23 protein-coding genes are annotated in these 22,359 nt (G+C 48.6%); 9 read left to right on the forward strand and 14 right to left on the reverse strand.

The annotated features are described in order from the left end of the window. Position 1: 1 nt before the first annotated feature. From OZ401_RS18095 to OZ401_RS18135, 9 genes are all read left to right on the forward strand, one after another. Entirely contained in the window at positions 2-868 is an 867-nt protein-coding gene (locus OZ401_RS18095) for a carbohydrate ABC transporter permease (protein WP_341469923.1), read from the forward strand. A gap of 4 nt (positions 869-872) precedes the next feature. Continuing rightward, positions 873-2,120 carry an anhydro-N-acetylmuramic acid kinase gene (locus OZ401_RS18100; RefSeq protein WP_341469924.1) on the forward strand — a complete coding sequence of 416 codons (1,248 nt, stop codon included), beginning with the start codon at positions 873-875 and terminating at the stop codon, positions 2,118-2,120. Positions 2,121-2,304: 184 nt separating this feature from the next. Beyond that, positions 2,305-3,543, forward strand: coding sequence for a Flp pilus assembly protein CpaB (gene cpaB / locus OZ401_RS18105; RefSeq protein WP_341469925.1), 1,239 nt, complete (start codon positions 2,305-2,307; stop codon positions 3,541-3,543). 341 nt (positions 3,544-3,884) lie between these two features. After that, positions 3,885-5,171: a CpaE/TadZ family protein gene (locus OZ401_RS18110; protein ID WP_341469926.1), complete on the forward strand. Its 1,287-nt coding sequence runs from the start codon at positions 3,885-3,887 to the stop codon at positions 5,169-5,171. A gap of 65 nt (positions 5,172-5,236) precedes the next feature. Further along, on the forward strand, positions 5,237-6,688 hold the full coding sequence (locus OZ401_RS18115; RefSeq protein WP_341469927.1) for a TadA family conjugal transfer-associated ATPase: 1,452 nt from the start codon (positions 5,237-5,239) through the stop codon (positions 6,686-6,688). Positions 6,689-6,729: 41 nt separating this feature from the next. After that, entirely contained in the window at positions 6,730-7,725 is a 996-nt protein-coding gene (locus OZ401_RS18120; protein ID WP_341469928.1) for a type II secretion system F family protein, read from the forward strand. Between the two features lie 11 nt (positions 7,726-7,736). After that, on the forward strand, positions 7,737-8,672 hold the full coding sequence (locus OZ401_RS18125; protein WP_341469929.1) for a type II secretion system F family protein: 936 nt from the start codon (positions 7,737-7,739) through the stop codon (positions 8,670-8,672). Between the two features lie 62 nt (positions 8,673-8,734). Further along, positions 8,735-9,082: a DUF192 domain-containing protein gene (locus OZ401_RS18130; protein WP_341469930.1), complete on the forward strand. Its 348-nt coding sequence runs from the start codon at positions 8,735-8,737 to the stop codon at positions 9,080-9,082. 1 nt (position 9,083) lies between these two features. Next, on the forward strand, positions 9,084-9,779 hold the full coding sequence (locus OZ401_RS18135) for a ComF family protein (protein ID WP_341469931.1): 696 nt from the start codon (positions 9,084-9,086) through the stop codon (positions 9,777-9,779). Here the strand turns inward: OZ401_RS18135 and OZ401_RS18140 are convergent. The 14 genes from OZ401_RS18140 to OZ401_RS18205 form a co-directional block, all read right to left on the reverse strand. Next, positions 9,776-10,600 carry a class I SAM-dependent methyltransferase gene (locus OZ401_RS18140; RefSeq protein ID WP_341469932.1) on the reverse strand — a complete coding sequence of 275 codons (825 nt, stop codon included), beginning with the start codon at positions 10,598-10,600 and terminating at the stop codon, positions 9,776-9,778. The two genes, OZ401_RS18135 and OZ401_RS18140, sit on opposite strands and share 4 nt — an antisense overlap. Then, the gene (locus tag OZ401_RS18145; RefSeq protein WP_341469933.1) at positions 10,600-10,989 is read right to left on the reverse strand and encodes a RidA family protein; all 390 of its coding nucleotides are present in this window, start codon (positions 10,987-10,989) and stop codon (positions 10,600-10,602) included. The genes OZ401_RS18140 and OZ401_RS18145 overlap by 1 nt, the downstream gene beginning before the upstream one ends. A gap of 18 nt (positions 10,990-11,007) precedes the next feature. Next, entirely contained in the window at positions 11,008-11,838 is an 831-nt protein-coding gene (locus OZ401_RS18150; protein WP_341469934.1) for an HAD-IIA family hydrolase, read from the reverse strand. Between the two features lie 68 nt (positions 11,839-11,906). Further along, positions 11,907-12,830, reverse strand: a complete 924-nt coding sequence (locus OZ401_RS18155; RefSeq protein ID WP_341469935.1) for a 1,4-dihydroxy-2-naphthoate polyprenyltransferase — start codon at positions 12,828-12,830, stop codon at positions 11,907-11,909. A 1-nt stretch (position 12,831) separates the two neighbouring features. After that, positions 12,832-14,325 (reverse strand): o-succinylbenzoate--CoA ligase, encoded by a 1,494-nt coding sequence (locus OZ401_RS18160; protein ID WP_341469936.1) that lies wholly within the window; start codon positions 14,323-14,325, stop codon positions 12,832-12,834. Positions 14,326-14,389: 64 nt separating this feature from the next. Further along, positions 14,390-15,214 (reverse strand): 1,4-dihydroxy-2-naphthoyl-CoA synthase, encoded by an 825-nt coding sequence (menB, locus tag OZ401_RS18165; RefSeq protein ID WP_341469937.1) that lies wholly within the window; start codon positions 15,212-15,214, stop codon positions 14,390-14,392. A 46-nt stretch (positions 15,215-15,260) separates the two neighbouring features. Beyond that, a complete protein-coding gene (menH, locus tag OZ401_RS18170) occupies positions 15,261-16,058 on the reverse strand; it encodes a 2-succinyl-6-hydroxy-2,4-cyclohexadiene-1-carboxylate synthase (RefSeq protein WP_341469938.1) in 798 nt (265 codons plus the stop codon). Beyond that, a complete protein-coding gene (gene menD, locus OZ401_RS18175) occupies positions 16,043-17,848 on the reverse strand; it encodes a 2-succinyl-5-enolpyruvyl-6-hydroxy-3-cyclohexene-1-carboxylic-acid synthase (RefSeq protein ID WP_341469939.1) in 1,806 nt (601 codons plus the stop codon). Before menD ends, menH begins: the two co-directional genes overlap by 16 nt. Before the next feature lies 1 nt (position 17,849). Further along, a complete protein-coding gene (locus OZ401_RS18180) occupies positions 17,850-19,256 on the reverse strand; it encodes an isochorismate synthase (RefSeq protein ID WP_341469940.1) in 1,407 nt (468 codons plus the stop codon). Between the two features lie 40 nt (positions 19,257-19,296). Then, a complete protein-coding gene (locus OZ401_RS18185; protein WP_341469941.1) occupies positions 19,297-19,890 on the reverse strand; it encodes a TetR/AcrR family transcriptional regulator in 594 nt (197 codons plus the stop codon). Between the two features lie 143 nt (positions 19,891-20,033). Further along, positions 20,034-20,318, reverse strand: coding sequence for a putative quinol monooxygenase (locus OZ401_RS18190; RefSeq protein WP_341469942.1), 285 nt, complete (start codon positions 20,316-20,318; stop codon positions 20,034-20,036). A 14-nt stretch (positions 20,319-20,332) separates the two neighbouring features. Next, entirely contained in the window at positions 20,333-21,112 is a 780-nt protein-coding gene (locus OZ401_RS18195) for a hypothetical protein (protein ID WP_341469943.1), read from the reverse strand. An 11-nt stretch (positions 21,113-21,123) separates the two neighbouring features. Further along, positions 21,124-21,555 carry a hypothetical protein gene (locus OZ401_RS18200; RefSeq protein WP_341469944.1) on the reverse strand — a complete coding sequence of 144 codons (432 nt, stop codon included), beginning with the start codon at positions 21,553-21,555 and terminating at the stop codon, positions 21,124-21,126. An 89-nt stretch (positions 21,556-21,644) separates the two neighbouring features. Then, the gene (locus OZ401_RS18205) at positions 21,645-22,340 is read right to left on the reverse strand and encodes a succinate dehydrogenase iron-sulfur subunit (protein WP_341469945.1); all 696 of its coding nucleotides are present in this window, start codon (positions 22,338-22,340) and stop codon (positions 21,645-21,647) included. Positions 22,341-22,359: the final 19 nt, after the last annotated feature.

The raw sequence follows: 22,359 nt of genomic DNA on the forward strand, positions 1-22,359 counted from the left end.
AATGGCGGCAGAATTGGTCAATGTAAAAGGCAGGTCAAAAGCGGTTTCGAACATTTGGTGGAAAGTGCCGCTTTGGCTGGCATTGATTATCACCACTATAATCTCGCTGTTTCCAATGTACTGGCTTTTTGTGACGGCTTTGACTCCTACAAAAGATACCATCAAAATCCCACCTGATATTATCCCGGTGAACGCCAGCCTAGAAAATTTCAATCGTCTATTCTCGCAGGCAAAATATTACTCGAACTGGGCGATAAATAGTTTTGTTATAACTTTGACGATTACCGTATTCCACGTGGCGTTTGATACCTTATCCGGCTATGCTTTCGCCAAGAAAAAGTTTTTCGGGCGCAACGTGCTGTTCTGGTTGGTTCTCAGCACATTGATGATACCGCCTCATGTTACGCTCACTCCACTCTATTTTGTAGTACAGAATTTTGGGCTACGGGATAACTTGCTAGCAGTGATTATGCCCGGTACAGCCAGCGTTTTTGGAATCTTTCTGATGCGCCAGTTTATCCAAACTCTGCCGACCGAACTGGAAGAAGCAGGGCGTATTGACGGGTGCAGCGAATGGGGCGTGTTCTGGCGTATTATTGCGCCGTTAAGTAAACCCGCTATCGGTGCGTTAGCAATCTTCACCTTTGTGCGCTACTGGAATGACTACCTGTGGCCCTCAATGGTATTGATAAAAGCGCCTTCGCAAACTTTGCCGGTGGGAGTGGCTAGTCTGCAAACTGAGTTTGCAACCGATTATGGTTTGATTTTTTCCGGTGCGTCACTTGCCGCTTTACCCATGATTATTTTCTTCCTGTTATTCCAGCGCTACTTCTTGGAAGGGGTACGTATGGGCGCGATAAAAGGCTAACCAGATGGAACTAAGTGCAAAAGTAATCGGCTTGATGAGCGGTACCAGCGTGGATGGGATTGATGCAGCGCTGGTCGAGTTCTATGAGAATCAGACCGGAGAGTTAGGTTTTAAGGTACTCGGTCACTATGAACATCCTCTAGAAGCGAGTTTAAGAAAGTTGACACTGGATGCCTGTGCCTCAAAAACCACTACTCAGGAACTGTGCATGCTCAACTTTGCATTGGGCGAGGCTTTTGCCGAAGCGGTTAATAACCTTTTAGGTAAACTGGGTGTGAAAGCGAGTGAGGTTGACCTAATCGCTTCGCATGGGCAAACCGTATGGCATCAAGTTGAAGCTGACAAACCCCTTTCCACTCTCCAAATTGCCGAACCGGCGGTAATTGCAGCAAGAACAGGCATTACCACCTCATCAAATTTCAGAGTGGCAGATGTAGCGGTAAATGGGCAAGGTGCACCTTTAGCCTCTTTCTTCGATTACGTTTTTTTCTCGGACAAGCACAAAACCCGCGCCTTGCAAAACATCGGTGGCATTGGCAATGTTACTTTTTTACCTGCGGGGGGTGGGCATGAAACTGCACGCGCTTTTGATACTGGACCCGGTAATGTGCTAATCGACTTCGCCGCTGCTTATTATTCCTCCGGGGCATTGAGTTACGACATTGACGGGCAGATGGGGACAAGCGGCAAAATTGATTATGAGTGGCTGGATAAGCTGCTGGCATACCCTTTCTATGCAACGCAACCGCCCAAATCCACCGGGCGCGAATTGTTCAGCGAAAGTTATTGGCTTCAATTAAAAGAGGAAGCGTCTGAGCGTAACCTGAGCGGTGCCGATATAATCGCTACCCTTACCGCCCTCACTGCCCATAGCATCGCGTTGTCGGTGCAACGATTCGGACCGGAAGGTGGCGTTAATGAGCTTATCGTAAGCGGTGGTGGTGGGCGCAACCCTTTCCTGCTAAGGCTTCTAACTGAGGCGTTGGGTGGGAAAGTGGCAGTAAGACTACACGATGAATTTGGTTTACCCGCCAAGCAGAAAGAGGCGGCTTTCTTTGCCCTCTTTGGTTACGAGCTTTTACGGGCTAGACCCGCTAATTTACCGGCATGCACCGGGGCAAGCCACCCTGTATTAATGGGGCAACTTACACCGGGACAAAATTTTTCCGCTTTACTTGCCCGTTTTGCGGTCAATATGCTGCCCACACCGGCTATACCTTTACAGCATTTATACTTGCTTTCTGACCAATAATGAAAAATTGAAATTGACATAAATTCGTCCACTTTTCCTATTGCATTCTTTTGTTAAAATAGACATAATATATGCAGATTAACATAACCAAAATTATGTGCTTACTAAATTAATTAAAAAGGTACTAAGTGGGGTAACCTATTCCTCCTGTAATTGACAAACGGAAAGGAAAAGGGGCAGATTTATGAGAAGGCGTGGACCGCTAGTTCTACTCCTGATACTCTTGATTGGTCTGGTAGCGGCAGGCGTTATTTTCTTGCTACTTCGCAATAACCAGACTACTACAACTCCAGATGCGGGCGTGGTTGCCACTACCCTACCGGGTGGCGCAACAGCCGTAACTCCCGGCGCTGGTTTGCCTACAACTGCGGCAGGTCCGACTCCCACTCCGGTTACGGCTAACGTAAAAGTGGTAGTGGTAACTCGCAACTTGTCAGCTGGAACTCAACTGTTGCCGGATGATTTGGATCTGATTGATAAGTCACGAGCCGAATATGACCCAGATAATGATCTTACCAGCAAAGAACAGGCTTACGGGCGTATTATCAAAAATCCTATCCTAGCGCGACAGCAATTGAAAAGCGGCGATTTGGTGGATGGCAACTTTTCTACCTATATGAAACAACTGGTATCGGAGAAGCGCCTAGAACCCGGCAAGAAAGCCTTTGCCTATGCCACTAATGATCTCTCGGCGGCTGCCGGCTTGATTGCTGAAGGCGATTTGGTTGACGTGATTGCTACTTACGTGTTTGAGCGCAAGGGCGATGAAAACAACGCGGTTGCTGGTAGTAATGCTGCCGCTGCTGCGGGAAGCACTCCTGCAAGTGGTTCATCCTCAACTACACGCCCGGTAGTGTTGGAAATCAGTACTAAAACCGTGTTGCAAAACGTGCGGGTGCTGAAAGTAATTCGTTTTGGTCCGCCGCTTGAACCGTTCCGAGGCGATGCCATTCGCTCTACCGCTACTCCGGGTATTGGACTGGATCAGGGTCCCGCACCGCAGCCTACTTCAATTGCGGTAGGTCCCGGTACACCTACCCCGATGCCTACCGTCCCGCCTTATGAGGAAAGCGGCAGGCAGTTTGGCACTACTATGATTTTGGTGCTGGCAGTGACCGACCAAGAAGCGGAAGTGTTGAAGTTCACTCGTGAAGCACGTGTGGCGCTTTCAGCCTCGGTGTTTGCAGGAGTATCCGGTGCTCGCCCGGATGTGCAAACTCAGGTTAGCGCCGACCGCAATATTCTGGCGACTATTCCGGTGATTCATTTCACTTTGCGCTCTCGTCCGCAAGACCCGACAAACCCGCAAGACCCTTCTATCACCATTGATAAAACCAGTGGTGTGACTTATAGAACCTTGGTCAGGGACTACGGGTTGCCCATTCCAGAAGCAGTCTTTGCTACAAATCTCAACCAGCGATAGGAAAATGAAGGGGAAGCGGTGGAAAAACATGCTACAGCTTCCCAATATTTAAAGTTGAGAGAGTATCGAGGAAAAGCGGAGACTTTGCTAAGGACAGGCGAGGGCAGAATAGCTTCGCCTGTCCTACTAGGTTTAAATGCTAATGGTACAAAAGTCATATAGACCAGCGCCTGAAAAGCAAATCTATTGCTTTGCACTATTAAAGGTGCTAAAATTTTACTTAAGGCTACAAAACCCTTTTTAAGGGGAGTTTTTGTTGCGTTTTGCTGGAAACCTTGCTTAAGACCTCAATTGAGCAAGAGCGTGTAGATCCGCCAAATAATTTTTAAGGGAAACTAGTAATGAGTGACTCGCAACAGAAAATACGTCTGTTGGTGGTTGACGATATTGTCGAAACTCGCAATAACCTGATCAACCTGCTCTATTTTGAGAAAGATATTGAGGTAATCGGGTCTGCAACCAGCGGCCTTGAAGGTATTGAAACTGCCAAAAAACTCCAGCCTGATATTGTTCTAATGGATATAAATATGCCTGATATGGATGGCATAACTGCAACAGAACGTATCAAGCAAAACCTGCCAAACATAGCAGTAATAATGATGTCGGTTCAAGGTGAGCAGGATTACTTGCGAAGGGCAATGCGGGCAGGCGCTAGCGAGTTTTTGGTAAAACCCTTTTCCGGCGATGAGTTAATCAGCAGTATCAGGCACGTTTATAGCAGCGAAGTTTCGCGTCGTCGCTTCCCGACGGCAGCCGCTTATCCGGTAGCCGGAACGCCTAGCGCTGATGGTGGTTCTCAGGAAGAACTGGGTAAGGTAATCAGTATTTTTAGCCCCAAAGGGGGAGTTGGTCGCACCGTTATCATTTCTAATCTAGCGGTAGCAGTCAAACAAATTAGCAAAAAGCGTGTTGCGTTAGTTGATGGCAGCCTTTTCTTTGGCGATGTCAGCATGATGCTGGATGTGCGACCTGTGAAAACCATCAGTGATTTGCAGGGTAGGGCTGACCAATTAGACGCGCAATTGCTTAATGATGTGATGATGTCACACAGCAGTCAGGTTAGAGTGTTGCTGGCTCCGCCTAAACCAGATCAAGCCGAACTGATTACCGCCGATGAAATTACCCGTATTTTACAGGAATTGCGGCGTAATTTCGATTATGTATTTGTGGATACTTTCCCCTCACTAAAGGATGAGACCCAACTGGCGATTCTTGATACCAGCGATACCATCCTTACGATTATGACGTTGGAAATGCCTGCAATTAAGGATATCCGACTTTTTCTTGAAGTTGCCGAGATTCTTGAATATTCGCGAGACAAAATTGTATTGATCCTAAACCGAGTTGACTCAAAACATGGACTAAAAATAGAAAGCATTGAGTCTACGATACAGCACCCGGTAGCTGCCACAATACCTAGCAGTGGTATTACTGTAACTCTTTCTATAAATCAGGGTACGCCTTTGGTGTTAGATGACCCTAATAATCCGTTTTCCAAAGGTATTGAGGCTATAGCCCATCGCATTATTGATCAGACTCTCAATGAACGGGCGGATAAAGCGGTAGTTAAGAACGGTGCTAGTACTCCGAAACGTGGCTTATTTGGTTTATTTGGTGGGAAAAAATAGTAGTTCCAATAACTCTCTATCTTGGGTCAGTTGAAGTTGTAAAAGGGTCTTTGTGAGGTGGTTCAGTGTTACTAAGGCGTATTGGTACTGGAGATAACAATGATAAAGGCGCTTCTGGAAATGCCGGAAATGCCGCCACACCTTCGAGCAATAGTGCCCCAACAGTTCGTGAGCAAGAACAAAAATCAGTATCTAGGTTTGATCGTACTGTCGTTGAGCAGGTTTCAAAACAGGATAAGATAACCTATGAACTTAAGGGCAAGGTTCAGGAACGTTTGGTAGCCGAACTTGAGCGCCGAAAGATTTCGCCTACAGAAGAGCGCCAAGTAAGAACAATTACCGATGATATTTTTCAAGAAGTGCTACTTGAAACGCAAGGTGTCACATTAAGCCGGGCTGAAAAATCCCTTCTTCTAGATGTAATCCTTGCTGAGATTTTAGGCTATGGTCCTCTGGAAATCCTACTAAGAGATGAAACCGTTACTGAAGTAATGATAAACGGTCCCAAATCAGTTTATGTTGAGCGAAAAGGCAAGTTGGTTAAAAGCGAGGTAAAGTTCAAGGATGACCAGCATCTGATGCGCATTATCGAGCGTATCGTTTCTCCGATTGGTCGTCGCGTAGATGAAAGCTCGCCAATGGTAGATGCGCGTTTGCCCGATGGTAGCCGTGTTAATATCATTATTCCGCCTCTTTCGCTGATAGGACCAGTAGTTACTATCCGAAAATTCAGCAAAAAGCCTTTGACAATTGAGGACTTGGTACGTTATGGCTCTTTGACTACACGTATCGCCGATTTCTTAAGAGCCGCAGTGCTAGCGCGTATGAATATTGTAGTATCAGGCGGTACTGGGTCAGGTAAAACGACGCTATTGAACGTGCTTTCCGGTTTTATTCCGGATGATGAACGAATTGTTACGGTTGAAAACGCCGCTGAATTGCAGTTACGCCAAGATCATGTGATCACCCTTGAATCTAAGGCGGCAAATATTGAAGGTAAAGGCGAAGTAACCATTCGAGATTTGGTAATTAACTGCCTCCGAATGCGCCCCGACAGAATAGTAGTCGGGGAGTGCCGTAGCGGTGAAACGCTGGACATGCTTCAGGCAATGAATACTGGTCATGATGGTTCGCTGACAACTTTACACGCTAACAGTCCTAAAGATGCATTGAGCCGTACCGAAACAATGTGCTTAATGGCAGGTATGGATTTGCCGGTACGCGCAATCCGAGAGCAAGTTGCCTCGGCTGTAAATATGATTGTACAGCAGGAGCGTTTAAAAGACGGTTCCCGCAAAATCACCAGTATCGCCGAAGTGGATGGTATGGAAGGTGATATTATCAAATTACAGGAAATTTTCCGTTTCGAGCAAACCGGCGTGGATGAAAACGGGAAAATTATTGGGCAATTGAAGCCAACCGGAGTTCAACCGCGTTGTGTTGAAAAATTCGAGCAGCATAACATCTTCTTACCACCTGATACTTTTGGTTCGGCGAGTCAGTTGCGGGCATTCTAAGTAACGCCCAAAACCAGCCTAAATCTGATGGGGAAGTAATAATGAACCAGACCACAATCCTGGTAATAGTTTTAGTGGTAGTTGTGGTAGCGATCGTCCTGATTTTCATGGCGTTTCGTCTTAGAGGCTCTAAAAATAACGATCTAAAAGAACGCCTCGATAGTTTTACCAATACTGATATTGCGCAAACTGTTAAAGATGAAGGACAGTTAGAGGGCGGCGCATCTGCCACTCGCGCTCTTGTTGCGGAAAGAATTGATAAAGTTTTAAAAGGCAGAAATTTTGCCGACAATATTGCTCGTAATCTTGCAAGAGCCGATTTGAAAATAACCGTTGGGGAATTTTTACTTTTCAAGGTCGCCGGAACGGGTGCTGGGGTTCTCTTGGGATGGTATTTAGGACGGGGTTTTGGGGTATTTGCGCTTATAGTAGGGCTGGCTGTTGGCATTTTGGGGTTATACGTACCTGATATGTACGTTAAAAGGCGCGCCAAGAAGCGTATGAAAACCTTTAATAACCAACTTGGTGATACTATCACTCTGATGGCGAACTCCTTGCGCTCCGGTTACAGCCTTTTGCAATCAATGGATTTGATAGCACGCGAAGCTCCCGCACCCATGTCGGATGAATACAAACGGGTCACTCGTGAAGTCGGTTTAGGTCTGAGTAGTCGCGAGGCACTGGCAAATATGCTTCGGCGCGTACCCAGCGATGACCTCGATTTATTGATTACAGCCATCAATATTCAAAGCGAAGTCGGTGGTAATCTCTCCCAGATTTTGGATAATATCGGTCATACCATTCGTGAGCGGGTACGTATTAAAGGCGAGATTACGGTATTAACCGCGCAGCAACAATATTCTGGTTATATTCTGTCCGGGTTACCGCTTGCCTTGACTGCGGTGCTGATGTTGATCAACTCAGACTATATTACTAGAATGTTTAAGTGGCCTTGGCTTTGTATGCCTATCTGCGGAATTATAATGATTATTGCAGGCTTTTTCGCAATCAAGAAAATTACCGATATAGAGGTCTGAGAGGTATTAGTATGCAGGGAATATTACCTGTAATAATAGGTGTACTGGTTATAGGTATTGCGATGGCGTTAGCAGCTTATTTTATACTACGTCGCAATCGTCCTGACCTAGTGGAACAACGCCTCGCTGAATATATTGAAAAACCGGTTTCTCTTGAAACGCTTGAACTCGAACAACCTTTCAGGGATCGCGTTATAAGACCGATAATCGCGTTTTTTGCGCGTATCGTTAGCTCTTTTACCCCTAACGCCACTCAGGATAGGTTGCGCCAGAATTTGGCTATTGCCGGTAACCCCAATAATATGACACCTGCCGATTTTCTGGGAATACGGTTACTGTCAGCGTTCTTGGTGGGCGGTCTAATAGGAATATTGCTCTTTCTTGCAAATACGCCGATGACTTGGCGTATTCTAGGTCCGGTAATTTTCTTCGTGTTAGGCTTCATGCTTCCGGTTTACTGGTTGGGCGGTAAGATGAAAAAACGCCGTCGTGCCATTTTGAGAGCGCTTCCCGATGCAATTGATTTGCTTACTATCTGCGTTGAGGCTGGTCTTGGTTTTGATCAGGCATTGTTGCGTGTCACTGAGAAATGGGATAATGAACTTGGTAAAGAGTTCAAGCGTATGTTGGCAGAGCAACGGGTCGGTAAAACACGCCGCGATGCTCTTAAAGAACTAGCAATCCGTTGTGATGTGCAGGAATTAAGTGTTTTCGTAGCTTCTATTGTTCAAGCTGATCAATTGGGTGTAAGTATGACCAAAGTGTTGCGGATTCAAGCCGATCAGATGCGTATCCGCCGCCGCCAACTGGCAGAAGAACTGGCTCATAAAGCGCCCATCAAGATGCTTTTCCCTATGGCTTTTCTGATATTGCCGACTATCTATATTGTAATTCTTGGTCCGGTAATCCCAACTGTAGCCAAAGCTATGGGGTTTAATGTTGAATAATTCTGTTACTGTCTGCCCGGTCCGCTGCAAACGGTCCGGGCTTATTTTTTGCCTGAAAGCCTATGAAAGTAATTAACAAAACTCGAAATATTGCGTTGATGAGCAATGGAAAAGTTGCCAATAGTATCTGGACTCGTTTCGTGGGATTGATGGGGCGTAAGACGCTTGAACCGGGGGATGGGCTAATTATCATTCCTAACAATAGTGTTCACTGTTTTTTTATGCGTATTCCTATTGATGTGATTTTCGCCGACAAAGCGCATAAGGTAGTGTATATTTCGCATAACCTCAAGCCGTGGCGAATCAGCAAGATAGTTCCAAAGGCGCATTATGTAGTGGAGTTGCCCGCTCACACTGCCACCCAAACCGCCACGCAACTTGGTGATTTACTGGAATGGCAGGAAAATTAGCATGAAACTGACAGGCATATTGGTGGATTTTTTCTTTCCGCCACGCTGCCTTGTTTGCGGTAAACTCGGTCAATGGCTTCATCCTGATTGCCGAAAATCACTTCCTTATATATCACAACCTTATTGCCCGGTTTGTGGTGCGCCCCTTAACGGTTCGCGCTGTTATAGTGCACTCTGCAACATGCCCTCACGCTATTTGGATGCAGCGGGCAGCGTTTTTATGCACACCGGCACAATTCGCCAGTCGGTTTTAAAGCTGAAATATCGGGGTGTGCGGGCGTTGGCAGGCGTATTGGGGGCAGAAATGGCAGTGGTAATTAACCGGCAGGGCTGGCAGGATTCAGATTTGTTAGTGCCAGTACCGTTGCATAGCACCCACTTACGAAAGCGGGGCTATAATCAGGCAGGGTTATTGGCACAAAGTATCCGCGTAGTTTGCAAGCTGAAGCTAGATGAAATGCATCTGGTAAGGGTTCGGCAAACTCGCTCACAGGTGGGTTTGGGCTTGTACGAACGCGCGGAGAATGTAGCCAATGCCTTTGAGTGGCGTGGCGCTTCACTCGCCGGAAAAAACATTTTACTGGTGGATGATGTATGTACAACCGGTGCAACGTTAAATGCTTGCGGTACGGTTTTGAAAGGGGCGGGAGCTAACCTCGTCCGAGCTATAACTTTGACCCGTGAGGTAAAGCATTAGCGTTTGCGACAGGTCAAGTGCAAACCGGTGGCGCGGTTACTAGCAGCACGTCGGTTGTCTTCTAAATATGTCAAACGCCACGTGGGGTACATAATTGCTTTGGCGACCACTTTGGCAAATTTCTTTTGCCACACCGGGCGGTTTCCACTTTGCCAATCACGCTGCCAATAGTCGGCTATGTCTAGAATTTGCCCCATTAGGTGAAAGCTGTAGCTTTTATCAACTAGCGTCAAGCCGTTGGCAGCAAATAGGGCGATTATTTCGGTATCGGTTAATTGTTGGATATGCCCAATGCGCTCTTTTTTCCAACGGGCAATGGGTAGAAGGCGACTGTTTCTGAGGCGATAAAAAAGTGTGCCGGGTTGCCCTTCGATGGGGATAAAGGCATGAAAGAGACCGCCCGGTTTCAGCACTCGCGCTATTTCGCTTACCACGCTGCCAACATCGGGTACATGCTCTAGCACATCGAAAAGCATCACCGCTTCAAAATCGGCATCTGGATAGGGCAATTGCGCTGCATCTGAAATACGATATTCTACTCCATCAGCAGCCGATACGGCTTCAGCAATAGCGCGATGGCTTAAATCACAGCCATGCACCTCTAATTCCGGGCGTAGCTTTTTGAGGGTGCGGCATTGTCTTCCTGCGCCACAGCCAAGCTCCATCACTTTTGTGCCGGATGGCAAGGCAGCGAAAGCAGCCAAAAAACGGCGCAATCGAATTGCACCGAGGTCACGCGCATCAGGATTCCCGATGCCGCGCCCCTCAATGATGGCTTCGTTCTCGTAATCAAATTGAAATGTTGTTTCGGTACTTTGCACTATTCTGGAATTAGGGTAATGGTTTCAATTTCGATCAGCGCATCCTTCGGCAACCGACTCACTTCAACCGTACTGCGGGCGGGGTAGATAGTGCCGCTGAAGAATTCCGCGTAAATTTCGTTCATCTCTGGGAAATCGCTCATGTGACGTAGGAAAACGGTGGTTTTGACTACATTCGCCAACGTACAGCCTTGTGCTGCCAACAGGTTTTGAATGTTGATAAACACCTGTCGAGCCTGTTCCTTGATTTCCCAGCCTGTAATTTCGCCGTTAGTGGGGTCTATTGGCACTTGCCCACTGGTAAACAACAGGTTGCCAACCCGAATAGCCTGACTGTAAGGACCTATGGCGGCTGGGGCTTTGTCGGTTTGAACTGCTTTCTTTTCCATATATACTTTCTCCGGGTTTTATAAGACAGATTGCCATGCGGCAGTTAATTCTGGTAAGCCGTTAAAGCTTAAATCGGCTTTAAGCAGGCTTGCAGCATACTCGACAGGGCTGGTAACACCACTCAGGGTTATGATGGTTGGTATATCTAACCGCAATGCGCCCTCAATGTCTGTTACAAGATTGTCGCCAATCATAACGGTTTCGTGCTTTTGTGCGCCGAGTTGTTCTAGCGCAAGTTCATACATAATTGGTTCGGGTTTGCCTATGATAAAAGGCCTTTGCCCACTGGCGGTCTGTAGCAAGGCGGCTACGCTACCTGCCCCCGGAATAAGCCCTTCTTCGGAGGGGAATACTGGGTCGGCGTTGGTGGCAATGTAGGTTGCGCCTGCTCGGATTAGCAGCGTTGCTTTACGCAAAGATTCATATACCAGATTGAAATCTGCGCCTTGTACTACAAAGCGGGGGGTTTTATCATCGAAATAAAAGAGACCGTTTTGCTCATTTTCACCGAATAGGGTACGGCGCAGTGCTGCCATACCTATCACGTAAATACCCGCTCCCTCTGGCGCAATTTTACGCAGATGTAATATAGTTGCCAACGGGCTGGTGATAATTTTCTCTGGTGGTACATCCACGCCCATTTTCAACAATTTGTGGTGGTAATCGTCCGAAGTCATGCTGGCGTTATTGGTGAGCAACCTATAGCCAATACCGGCATGCTCTAGGAAGTCGAAAAATTCCACCAAGCCCGGCAAGGATTGGTTGCCTCGATACAGCACACCATCCATATCCATAAGGGCAAAGCGGAAACGGGCGAGTGTATTTTGATTTTGGTGGGTAGTGTCCATTATCTCCAACAATATCGGTCTAAAACCACATTTCTAAGCATAACACAAAGCCGTATGATTGTGAAATCTTAGCTACCAAGCAAACGGGCTATTACCAATCCAACGGCTAGGCACAATCCATATACCAGTTCAAGGCGACCCGTACCGCCTAACGCTTTGTTTAGGGCGCGTCCGGTGACGGTGAAAACTAGCTTGATTTGCTGATAGGCGAGAGGCAGCGAAAGCCATGCCAGCATCGTCCACCAAGGCGCAACGCCCGCTACGCACATGGCAGGGGCTACCAAATATGATACTGCCGCCAGAAGCACATATTCTGCCTTTGCGCCGTTCTCTCCGATTCGTACTGCCATTGTTTTTTTACCAACCACCCGGTCAGTTTTCACATCGCGCAGGTTGTTGACCACGATGATAGCGGTTGCCAGCAAGCCTATCGGTATAGCGCACCACCACGCCAATGCCCCAACCGTTCCTGCCTGTACATAATAAGTTCCGCAAACGGCTACCAGACCAAAGAAAATGAAAACGAAAATATCACCCAACCCGTTATAGCCCAATGGAAAAGGCCCTCCGGTATAGGCGATGCCCGATGCGATGGAGAGCAACCCGATTATTACGATCGGCAAACCGCCTACTGCTACCAGATACACTCCAACCAATGTTGCTAGTCCGAATACCACCCACATTCCGGTGAACACTTCTTTTGGGGTTAGCAAGCCTGCCGAAGTGACGCGCACCGGACCTAACCTTTCGGCGGTATCAGCCCCTTTTTTGTAATCGAAAACATCATTGGCAAAATTGGTGGCAATCTGGATTAATAATGCGCCTGCCAGTGCTGCCAACGCCGGGAAAAGGCTGAACCCTTTATCGTAAAACGCGGCTGCCGTACCCACAAGCACCGGGGCGGTGGCGGCGGGTAAGGTCTTGGGGCGCGAAGCCATTAGCCATGCTTGCCGTTTAGTGGGTTTGTTTTTTATCTGTCCTGCGGGTGTCATACTACTCCGTTTTTTTCAATAGTGAATCTTTCAGTAGTCGTCGTACTAGCTTTCCGGCTGCATTTCGAGACAGACTTTCAGCAAAGACTATCCGTTTTGGCACTTTATAGCGAGCCAGTCGCGCACTACACCATTCTATCAATCCGGCTTCGGTTACGTTTGTGTTCTCGCGCAATTTTACCACTGCAACGGGGATTTGCCCCCACCGTTCGTCAGGAACGCCCACCACGCCCGCTTCTTCTATTGTCGGATGTGCTAATAGTGCCGCTTCGATTTCAGCCGGGTAGATGTTTTCTCCCCCTGAGATTATCAAATCGCTGCGCCGATCCACCACATAGAGATAGCCGTCCTCATCCAGCCTGCCGAGGTCTCCGGTGTGTAACCAGCCTTCTGCTAATGCTTGCGTCGTTTCTTCGGGGCGATTGAAATAGCCCGCTGTTACTATCGCACCACGCACCAGTATTTCACCCACACCATCGTGAGATACTTCTTTATGCAGGATTTTAATCTCGCTTGGATAGAGGGCGCGTCCGGCTGAACCCAGTTTATTTAGCGCATCCACAGGGGAGAGAGTGGCAACCTGCGAAGCGGTTTCGGTCATGCCGTAGGTTTGGGTGATCGGTATATTTAGGGCAGCGCAGCGTTCCAGCAACGGTCTTGGAACAGGACCACCCCCGGTTAGTACACAACGCAAGTGGGAAGGGTAGCCACTGTCGCCGCTTTCATCCAGCATACGTTGGAGCATGTTCGCTACCACCGAGATAATAGTAACGCGGTTTTCAGTGATAGAGCGATTGATAGTGGCAGGGTCGAATGATTCGTGCAATACCACCGGGATACCGTAAAGCACGCTGCGTAATAGAATGGACATACCGCCCACATGAAAGAGCGGTAAAACTGCCAGCCAGCGGTCATCCTGTTGCAAGCCCAAATTAAGGCAAGAAGCCAGCGCGTTCCAGAGATGGTTGCCGCAGGTGAGCATCACCCCTTTGGGTTTGCCGGTTGTCCCCGAAGAATAGATAATGCTGTGAGTCTGGTCTTTGGCGTAATATTCAGTTTGCTGGATAGCAATAGGTTTTGTCGCTGCCAATTCCTCAAGGCTGAGAATTGGGCAGATTGTATATGAAGCGAGTTCCATTGCTTTGGCAGCGTTTGGCGCATCGTACAGCAGCAAGGCAGGTTGTACATCCTGTAACTGCCAGCCCAATTCAGCAACAGTCAAGCGAGTGTTGAGGGGCGCTACTACTACGCCAAGTTGTGCCGTAGCGTGTATGGCGCAAACAAAGGCGGGAGTATTGCCCAGTAGCAACGCCACTCGCGCCCCTGCCTCTACCCCTTGTGCTGCCATCTGCCCGGCATACAGTAACGCCTTGTCGTAAAGTTCTGCCCAGCGCAACGTCTCATCCTTGAAGATAAGGGCGATATTGTGTGCAGAAGATTCGGCGCGCCGCTTCAGCCAGTCCGGTATTAGATTTTGTTCCGATGTTTGTGTCATTATTACGGTTTTAGGGCGAATCTGTGTATTCGCCCCTACTTAAGCCCCTTGCCTTTATTCCAGATTAAGGCAGGCGCGGGAACTTTTTGAAATTGGGCTTGCGCTTTTCGACATAAGCGGTTTTGCCTTCTATTGCTTCTTCAGACATGTAGTAAAGCATTGTGGCATCGCCAGCCAGCACTTGCAAGCCCATCTGACCGTCTAAATCGGCGTTGAAAGCTGCTTTCAGGAAGCGCAGCGCAATCGGGCTTTTATCCAGCATTTCCAAAGCCCATTGGATAGACTCTTCTTCCAGTTTTTCCAACGGCACTACGGTGTTTACCAAGCCCATCTGGAGCGCTTCTTGTGCGTTGTATTGGCGGCACAGATACCAGATTTCACGCGCTTTTTTCTGTCCGATGATGCTGGCAAGATATGAAGAACCAAAACCGCCGTCGAAGCTGCCTACTTTAGGTCCGGTCTGCCCGAAAATGGCGTTCTCGGCAGCGATAGTGAGGTCGCAAACCACATGCAGCACATGACCGCCACCGATAGCATAGCCTGCCACTACCGCGATAACAGGCTTTGGCATTACGCGAATCTGGCGCTGGAGTTCTAGCACGTTCAAACGCGGCACTCCGTCCTTACCGACATAACCACCCACGCCACGTACGCGCTGGTCGCCACCTGAACAGAAGGCTTTCCCGCCTGCGCCTGTAAATAGCACCACGCCCACATTCGGGTCTTCATGCGCGTCCTTGAAGGCTTCGCTCAATTCAAAAAGGGTATCAGGGCGAAAGGCGTTATGCACTTCCGGGCGATTAATCGTGATTCGAGCGATACCTTCCTCGCACTTTTCGTAGATGATGTCGCCATATTTTTTTGCTTTGTACCACTCTACCAACGGCATTATTCTATCCTCCTTGTAAAAATACAGAACGCACAAACAAGCGTTTTTAAATCTTCAGGAAATCCAGTACCAAACGATCAAACTCGTCTGGTTTCTCCAAATGTACCGTATGTCCCGCCTCTTGCACAATTTCGAGGTGACTTTGCGGTATAAGTTCGTGCATTTGTTGGGCGATTGCACAGAATTTCAAATCTAGCTCTCCGGCTATGAGCAGCGCCGGAATTTGCAGTTTTTTCAGTTTCGCATGTAGCGGTTCTTGTGTTCCCGTTCCCGCACCCCGCAAGCTGTTCGTCAGCCCAACCGGGTTGTTTTGCAAACGCTGCACCCGTTGCGCTGCCCTTACTGTTAGCGACAATTGTTTCTGGCTTGCAAAGAGCGGTATATTCTCCCAATGATTTACAAAGGTTTCTAGCCCTTCGCGCTCCATAAAATCTGCCAGTTTGCCATCGCTTTCGCGCCGAGCAACTCGTTCTGCCGGGTCTATTATACCGGGTGTCGCGCTTTCTAGCACCAGTTTTTCTAATCTTTCAGGTGCGGTTGTAGCGATATGCAACGCTTGTCGCCCGCCCATTGAATAGCCGAGCAAAACCACCCGCGATAGGTTCAAGATATCTAATAATTTTAGAAAGGCTTCGGTGGTATGGGGAAGTGAGTAGAGAGCAGGGTCTGCGGGTGCAGGAGAATTACCATGCCCCGGCGCATCTACTGCTAGAACATCGGCAACGTCGGAAAATGCCACAATATGCGGATTCCAACTTGCCGCGCTGCCGGTAAAGCCATGTAACAGGGCGAGGGTTGTACTATGCCCTTCACGGCGGTAGTTGTAGGCTAGAGCCTGCTCCATACCCCCGCTTTTATCCTCTCGGCAATTGGTCCCCAGAACCGGCGGTGCTGGATAACATTTTGGGCGCGTGTAGTCGGAATTTCGATTATTTTAAGTCCGGGTTTTGCAAAACTGCTGCTGACCGCTTCTCGGAAGGTGTGCCAGTTAGTGGAAAGGGTGTATTCCGCGCCGTACAGAGCGGCGACATGGCGGAAATCCAATCCATGCGGTGTGCCGAATAATAGCTCGAAATTCTCAGGGTAAGAGGCTTGCGGCAGGAAGGAGAAGATACCGCCCCCATCGTTATTTATCAAAATGATGGTGGCGTTCAACTGATGCAATTTTGCTGCTAGCAGCCCGTTCATATCGTGATAAAAGGAGAGATCTCCTATAACAAGCGTTAGGGGTGCGCTTGTAACCGCGCCTGCACCCAACGCGCTGGATACCACCCCATCAATGCCGTTTGCGCCCCGATTGCACATAAGTCGGATGTTTCTGTCAGTGCTGGAGAAAAAGGTATCCATATCGCGCACAGGCATGCTGTTACTGCTAAACAAGATTGCGCCTTCCGGTAGCAACTCACGCAATTCGGTGAAGATTTTGCCTTCAAACGGTTCATCTAGTTCGCCCATTATTGCTTGAACGGTTTCATGGGCAAGGTGCGAAGCTTCAAGCCAACCTGACAACCAGCTATTTTCGGTGGTACTCTGGGAGTCGGCAAGCTGCATGCAAAGGTCGCGGCAGAGCAAGGTGGGGTCTGCATGTATAATTTCGGTTGCCAACATGGTTGGCTCTTGCCAGCCATCCCCGCTATCCACTACGATTTGAGGACATTCCGAGAAGCGTTTGAGCCACAGCAAGACGGGTTTGGCAGTGGGCATTGCCCCGAAACGCAGCACCATAGAGGGTGCGAATCCAGCTACTATTGCCTCATCTCTCAGAAAAGCATCATAATTATCTATTATTAGGTTCTTGTCGTGGCTTCCAGTACGCAAGCCTGAAAGCGGGTCTGCCAGAATTGGAAATTGCAATGTCTCTGCCAGTTTTACCAACTGCTCAGACAATTCCGGTTCGTCAATTGCGCCACAGATTATCACGCCTCGTTGTTGGGAAGAAAGCGTCTGGGCGAGGTTGCCAAGCTCAGGTTTGGCGAGACGGCGAGGAGCTTGCGATAAGGTGACGTACGTCTTTGCCCCGGCACGCCCTTGCCATGCTTCGAGGTTGCGCTTTTCTACAGCGGGTAACGGTTGACCTGGTATGGGAGCAGGGATGAGTGGTTCGCGGAACGGAAAGTTTATATGCACCGCCCCAGATGGTTTTGCCAGCGCAGTTCCGAAAGCGCGTCCGGCAATGGTACGGGCATAACGCAACATATCTTCGCTGGCTTCGGGCAGGGCAGCTTCAACAAACAACTTTACATAATCCCCATATATTTTAAGCTGATCAATCGCTTGCGGTGCGCCGTTATTACGCAATTCGGGGGGACGGTCGGCGGTAAGCACCAACAATGGGACTCGTGATAATTGCGCCTCGGTGATAGCGGGAAAGTAGTTGGCAGCGGCAGTGCCACTGGTACAAACCAGCGCAACGGGCTTACGGCTGGCTTTAGCCATACCAAGCGCAAAGAAAGCGCCGGAGCGCTCATCGTATTGCATCCAGACTTTTATGTTGCCGTTGCGGGCAAAGCTGTAAGCCAACGGGGTGGAGCGAGAGCCGGGGCTTATTACTACATGTTGCATCCCGGCGCGTGCCAGTTCTTCTACAAAGGCATCAACATAAGCGTAGGTTGGGTTTTCAGGTTCACGATACATTTCAGCTATTCTCTATGGCGGATAACATTACTCGCATTTTTAAATTAGACTCGGCGTATTCGCTATCAGGATTCGAGTCGCCCATGATGCCGCAGCCAGCAAAAAGGGTTGCAGCCTTGCCTTTGACCAGCGCACAGCGCAGCGCAACGGCAAACTCTCCTTCAAAACGGCGATCGAGCCAGCCGACAGGGGCAGCGTACCAACCACGATCAAGCTGTTCTCGTTCACGAATAGCGGCGATGGCTTCACGTCCCGGCAAGCCCCCCACCGCAGGAGTGGGGTGCAATTGCTCTACCAGTTGCAGAATACTTTTGTCGGCGGCTAACCTGCCGATTACTGGGGTGAGTAAGTGTTGTACGTTCTTGAGTTTTAGCAGTTGTGGTGTTTCAGGCACATTCACTTCGGAACACACTTTTTCGAAAGCATCTTTGATCATACCTACCACAATCGCGTGTTCGGAGCGGTCTTTGCCGCTATTCATCAGGCTATCACCTAGACGGTTATCTTTCTCGGAGGTTGCACCACGCGCAATCGAGCCTGCCAGCGCCATAGTTTGCACCAGACCGCCTTGTAAGCGTACCAACCTTTCAGGGGTAGCGCCTGCAAAGCATTGTTCGCCTCGGCTAACGGCATAGGTGATAGCAGTAGGGTAGCTGGCTTCTAAGCGACAAAGCATTCGTGCCACATCAATTTTGTTTTCGGCGGTAACACGGGCAGCACGCGCCAGCACCACTTTTTTGAATTTGCCCTTGGCAATATCTTCGGCGGTAGTTTCTACGATATTTTTCCAGGTACGGGCAGGAAGCAGTTCTTCAAACGCCAATCTGCCCGGTTCGTAGTCAAGGTGGGCGGGTTGTACCAGCGCATTATAAAGTTGGATAATCTCTTCGGCTTTATCCCATGTATCTGTATCGGCGTTAAGGTGAACATTGGCAGTGAAGTAACAGCGGTTATCGCTAAAAGTCAGTTGCACTTTCGGTAATATAAGTAAGCCATCAGGGTAGCCTTCCCACAAAGAGCTTCGTTTATAAAGCGGGTCAAAGGAATAACCCCCCATCAGCGCAGGCCCGCTACCCCAGACATCATCCTCATTTAAAATGAGGGCATCCTGTAAAAGCTCTCGCCATTCGTGGGCGGCGGTTTCAAAGCGACTTTCGCCTTCGGTGATGATTTCAAAGGCGCTTCCGGCTCCCACCAGCGTAAAATTACTATCAGGGCGCGCCCAATAAAAAGCGGTTTGGTTGAGTTGGTGCGCTCGTCCGAATAGCTCTATTGGGTTAGCCGCGTCAATTGGTACGGTATAGCTGACGAGAATGGCTTTACCAAGTTCTGCCGCCTGACGCGCTCCCGTACTGAAGATATTTTCTAACTCTGATGTACTTGTAAAAATTTCGGTTGCAATTGCCATCGAAAATAACTCCGATTTTATGCCACTTTGATTCATCTTATTAATTTAACCCGACACCGCGTCTCAGCAATAAACGCAAGGTAGGGTATGCATCTTCCAGATTGACAGGCTGTCCGGTAAGTATCCAGCGCGTAACAGTTTCGTTTACCGCTCCGAACCACGCAATACTTGCCACTTGGCTATTGATTGGGGCAACTACCCCTGCCTTCACCAGTTCATCCAGATAGCTTTGCACCAACGTAGAGAAACGTCCGTGTAGCTCCATTATCTTGTCATTAAATTCGTGACCTGCGCCAAGCGCTTCTACCAGAAAAAGCTGAGTGAGACGGCGATGACTCCCAAAGGTTTTGAGCATATTTAGCAAGAGGGCGTCGCCTTTTTTCAGCAGGTCTGGCTCGGCATTTAGGGCTTCTTCAGCGCGGGAATGTAGCAAGTTTGCCATACGATCGAGCAGAGTCAGGAAGATCGCTTGCTTGTTGGGGAAATGAAAATAGATACCGCCCTTTGAAGTTTGCGACTCCACCACGATGTCATCTACGCCACTATCACGGTAACCTTTGCGGGAGAATATCTCTACCGCTGCATCCAATATTTTCTCTATACGTGTGTGGCTGCGATCCTGCCTGTCGGTCATCGTGTTTCCTTATCTTGCTACAAAACCGACCGACCCGTCGGTTGTTGGAATTGTAACAAATAAAACGTTGGAAATCAATAAAAAAACGAGCAGAAAAGTAAAATTTCATGCCCGCTTTCTAGGATGTATTTGAGTTTCTATTACTAAATTGGTTCGTAGCTTTCAGGAGTGCGGCTTTCCAAGATGTTAAAAAGGCCACCTATCACATATTGTTGGAAATGGGGGGAAGCGCGATGCGCGTCCACCGCTGCTTGCTCGGTATATTGCTCGTATAGGAAGAAGCGATTTGGCTGAGTAGGTGAGCGATGCGCTATGTATAGCAGGTTGCCCGGTTCCTCACGGGTCAACTCGGTCATGATTTTTAGGAGATTTATAGCTTCATTTTCGTGACCGGGCTTGATGATATAAGTAACCGCTAGACAAATCATATTTACTCCTTTGTTTAATACAAGCCGTGAATACTTCTTTCGGTAGCACGCGAGGGATGTATAAGTTCGAAAAATAGCTCTCTACGCTCGGCAGGGCGAGGAATACCCTCTGCGAAAAGACGCTCCTCGAGGCGGTCGAGCGCTTCAGCCAGTGGAGCGGGCTTGCCTTTTTCCAGCGCTTTTACCAGCAGGGGAGCTACTTGTGAGGAATCTTCCAGAGTAGTTAGTTCAGCCTCAAGCCAATGGTCGAGCGGCACCCAACGCCATTCCAGCCCAAAAATCAGCCGCGCTAACGCTTTAGCCCCACGCGAGATGATCAGGCGATTGGAGGCTTCGTAGCCTCGCTTGATAGTTTTTTCGGCGCGTCGCGGTACAATCCATGTGTCGATAGTAGCGTGTAATAGCCGCAAACGCCTGAATTCAGGGGTCATTTGCCCCGCTTTTTCGACTGCGTTAGTCACAAGTCCGTTTCGGGCGTACAATACTTGCCCGCGTTGGTAGGGCCAGTGATCAAGGTCATGAGGAGACAGGTGTTTTTGTTGTAGGTAGGAAAGGCTGATGTATTGGACATCATAGATCAGTTTCTTTTTGGCTTCGTTCACCAGAATTTCACCACATTCGGCAGGAGAAAGTCGGGCATGTGCTTCATCGCTTAGCACTATTTCGAGATCATCATCTGAGAGCGAATCGGCATGCCCGTGACCTTTGGAGCCAACCAAAACTATTCCAAGTACATCAGGCTGCGCTTTCCATTCTTCGATTCTTGCAATAGTTTGAGCAAAAAGCTCAAGCATAAGCTTTTCTCCTAGCGACAGTGTATTTTTAGGTAGTCGGCAGCCATTTCTGGTGTTAGAAATTCCAGCATAACCCGGTTTTCTATCCAGAATTCAATTACATCGAAAGTTCCGCGTCGGAAACGCCTAGAACGCCAACCCTCTTTTTCCGCGATAGCAAGAACTTCTGATTCACTTAATTTTATAGAAATGGCAGCGTGGGTAGCAGAATAAGATGCGATACACTGAGTTTGCTGGAAACTGACTGGAGCATCTTCCTCACCGGGGATTAATTCTGTCTCTACAGGGTAAACTTCAATTGTAGTGCCGGCTTCATCTCCTGTGAATACCATATATGCTCCGGGGATGATGCTAAAGCGATGAGCGCTGCCCCCCAGCATTTTTGACAGAATTTCCGCGACATGTGGCGGGTTAGAAACTGCCAGTGAGATATGGTGAATCAAGTTTTTTTCTCTCCGGGATTAACGAAACCCCCTTACCCCGGTTGGGGAAGGGGGTAAAATTATCACAACAAGTTTTAAGTTGTTCCAGATTATCGTCGATATAGCATATAGCGCTTTATTTCCTCGATAGCTTTCGTTACCGGGATATCGCGTGGGCAGGCATCGGTGCAGTTAAAGACGGTACGGCAACGGAATAGACCTTCGGCTTCGCCCAGAACGGCAAGGCGATCTTCTGCGCCTTGGTCGCGGGTATCGAAAATGAAGCGATGCGCATTTACTATTGCAGCAGGTCCAATAAAATCGCCGCTTGCCCAGTAAGGAGGGCAACTACCGCTACAAGCGCCGCAAAGGATACACTTGGTGGTTTCATCGAATACATCGCGTTCTTCAGAAGATTGTATCCGCTCGGCGGCAGGCGCATCGTCATAATTAATCAGGTAGGGTTTGATAGAGCGATATTTGGCAAAGAAAGGTTCCATGTCCACTACCAAGTCTTTGATAATGGTAAAACCGAGCATTGGCTCAATCTGAATTTTCTTGCCTATATCTTGTACCAGCACTTTACAAGCCAGACGGTTACGTCCGTTGATACGTACTGCATCGCTACCACAAACGCCGTGTGCGCAACTCCGGCGGAAAGTAAGAGTACCGTCCTGATACCACTTGATGGTGTTGAGTACATCAAGAATTCTATCAAGCGGGTCTGCCTCTAATTCATAGGATTGGAAATGCGCCTTTTTATCCTTTTCAGGGTCGAAGCGCAAAACTTTCACCGTTACTTGCATCTATTTGAACCTTTCATTG

The organism is Candidatus Chlorohelix allophototropha (assembly GCF_030389965.1).
Classification (GTDB): domain Bacteria; phylum Chloroflexota; class Chloroflexia; order Chloroheliales; family Chloroheliaceae; genus Chlorohelix; species Chlorohelix allophototropha.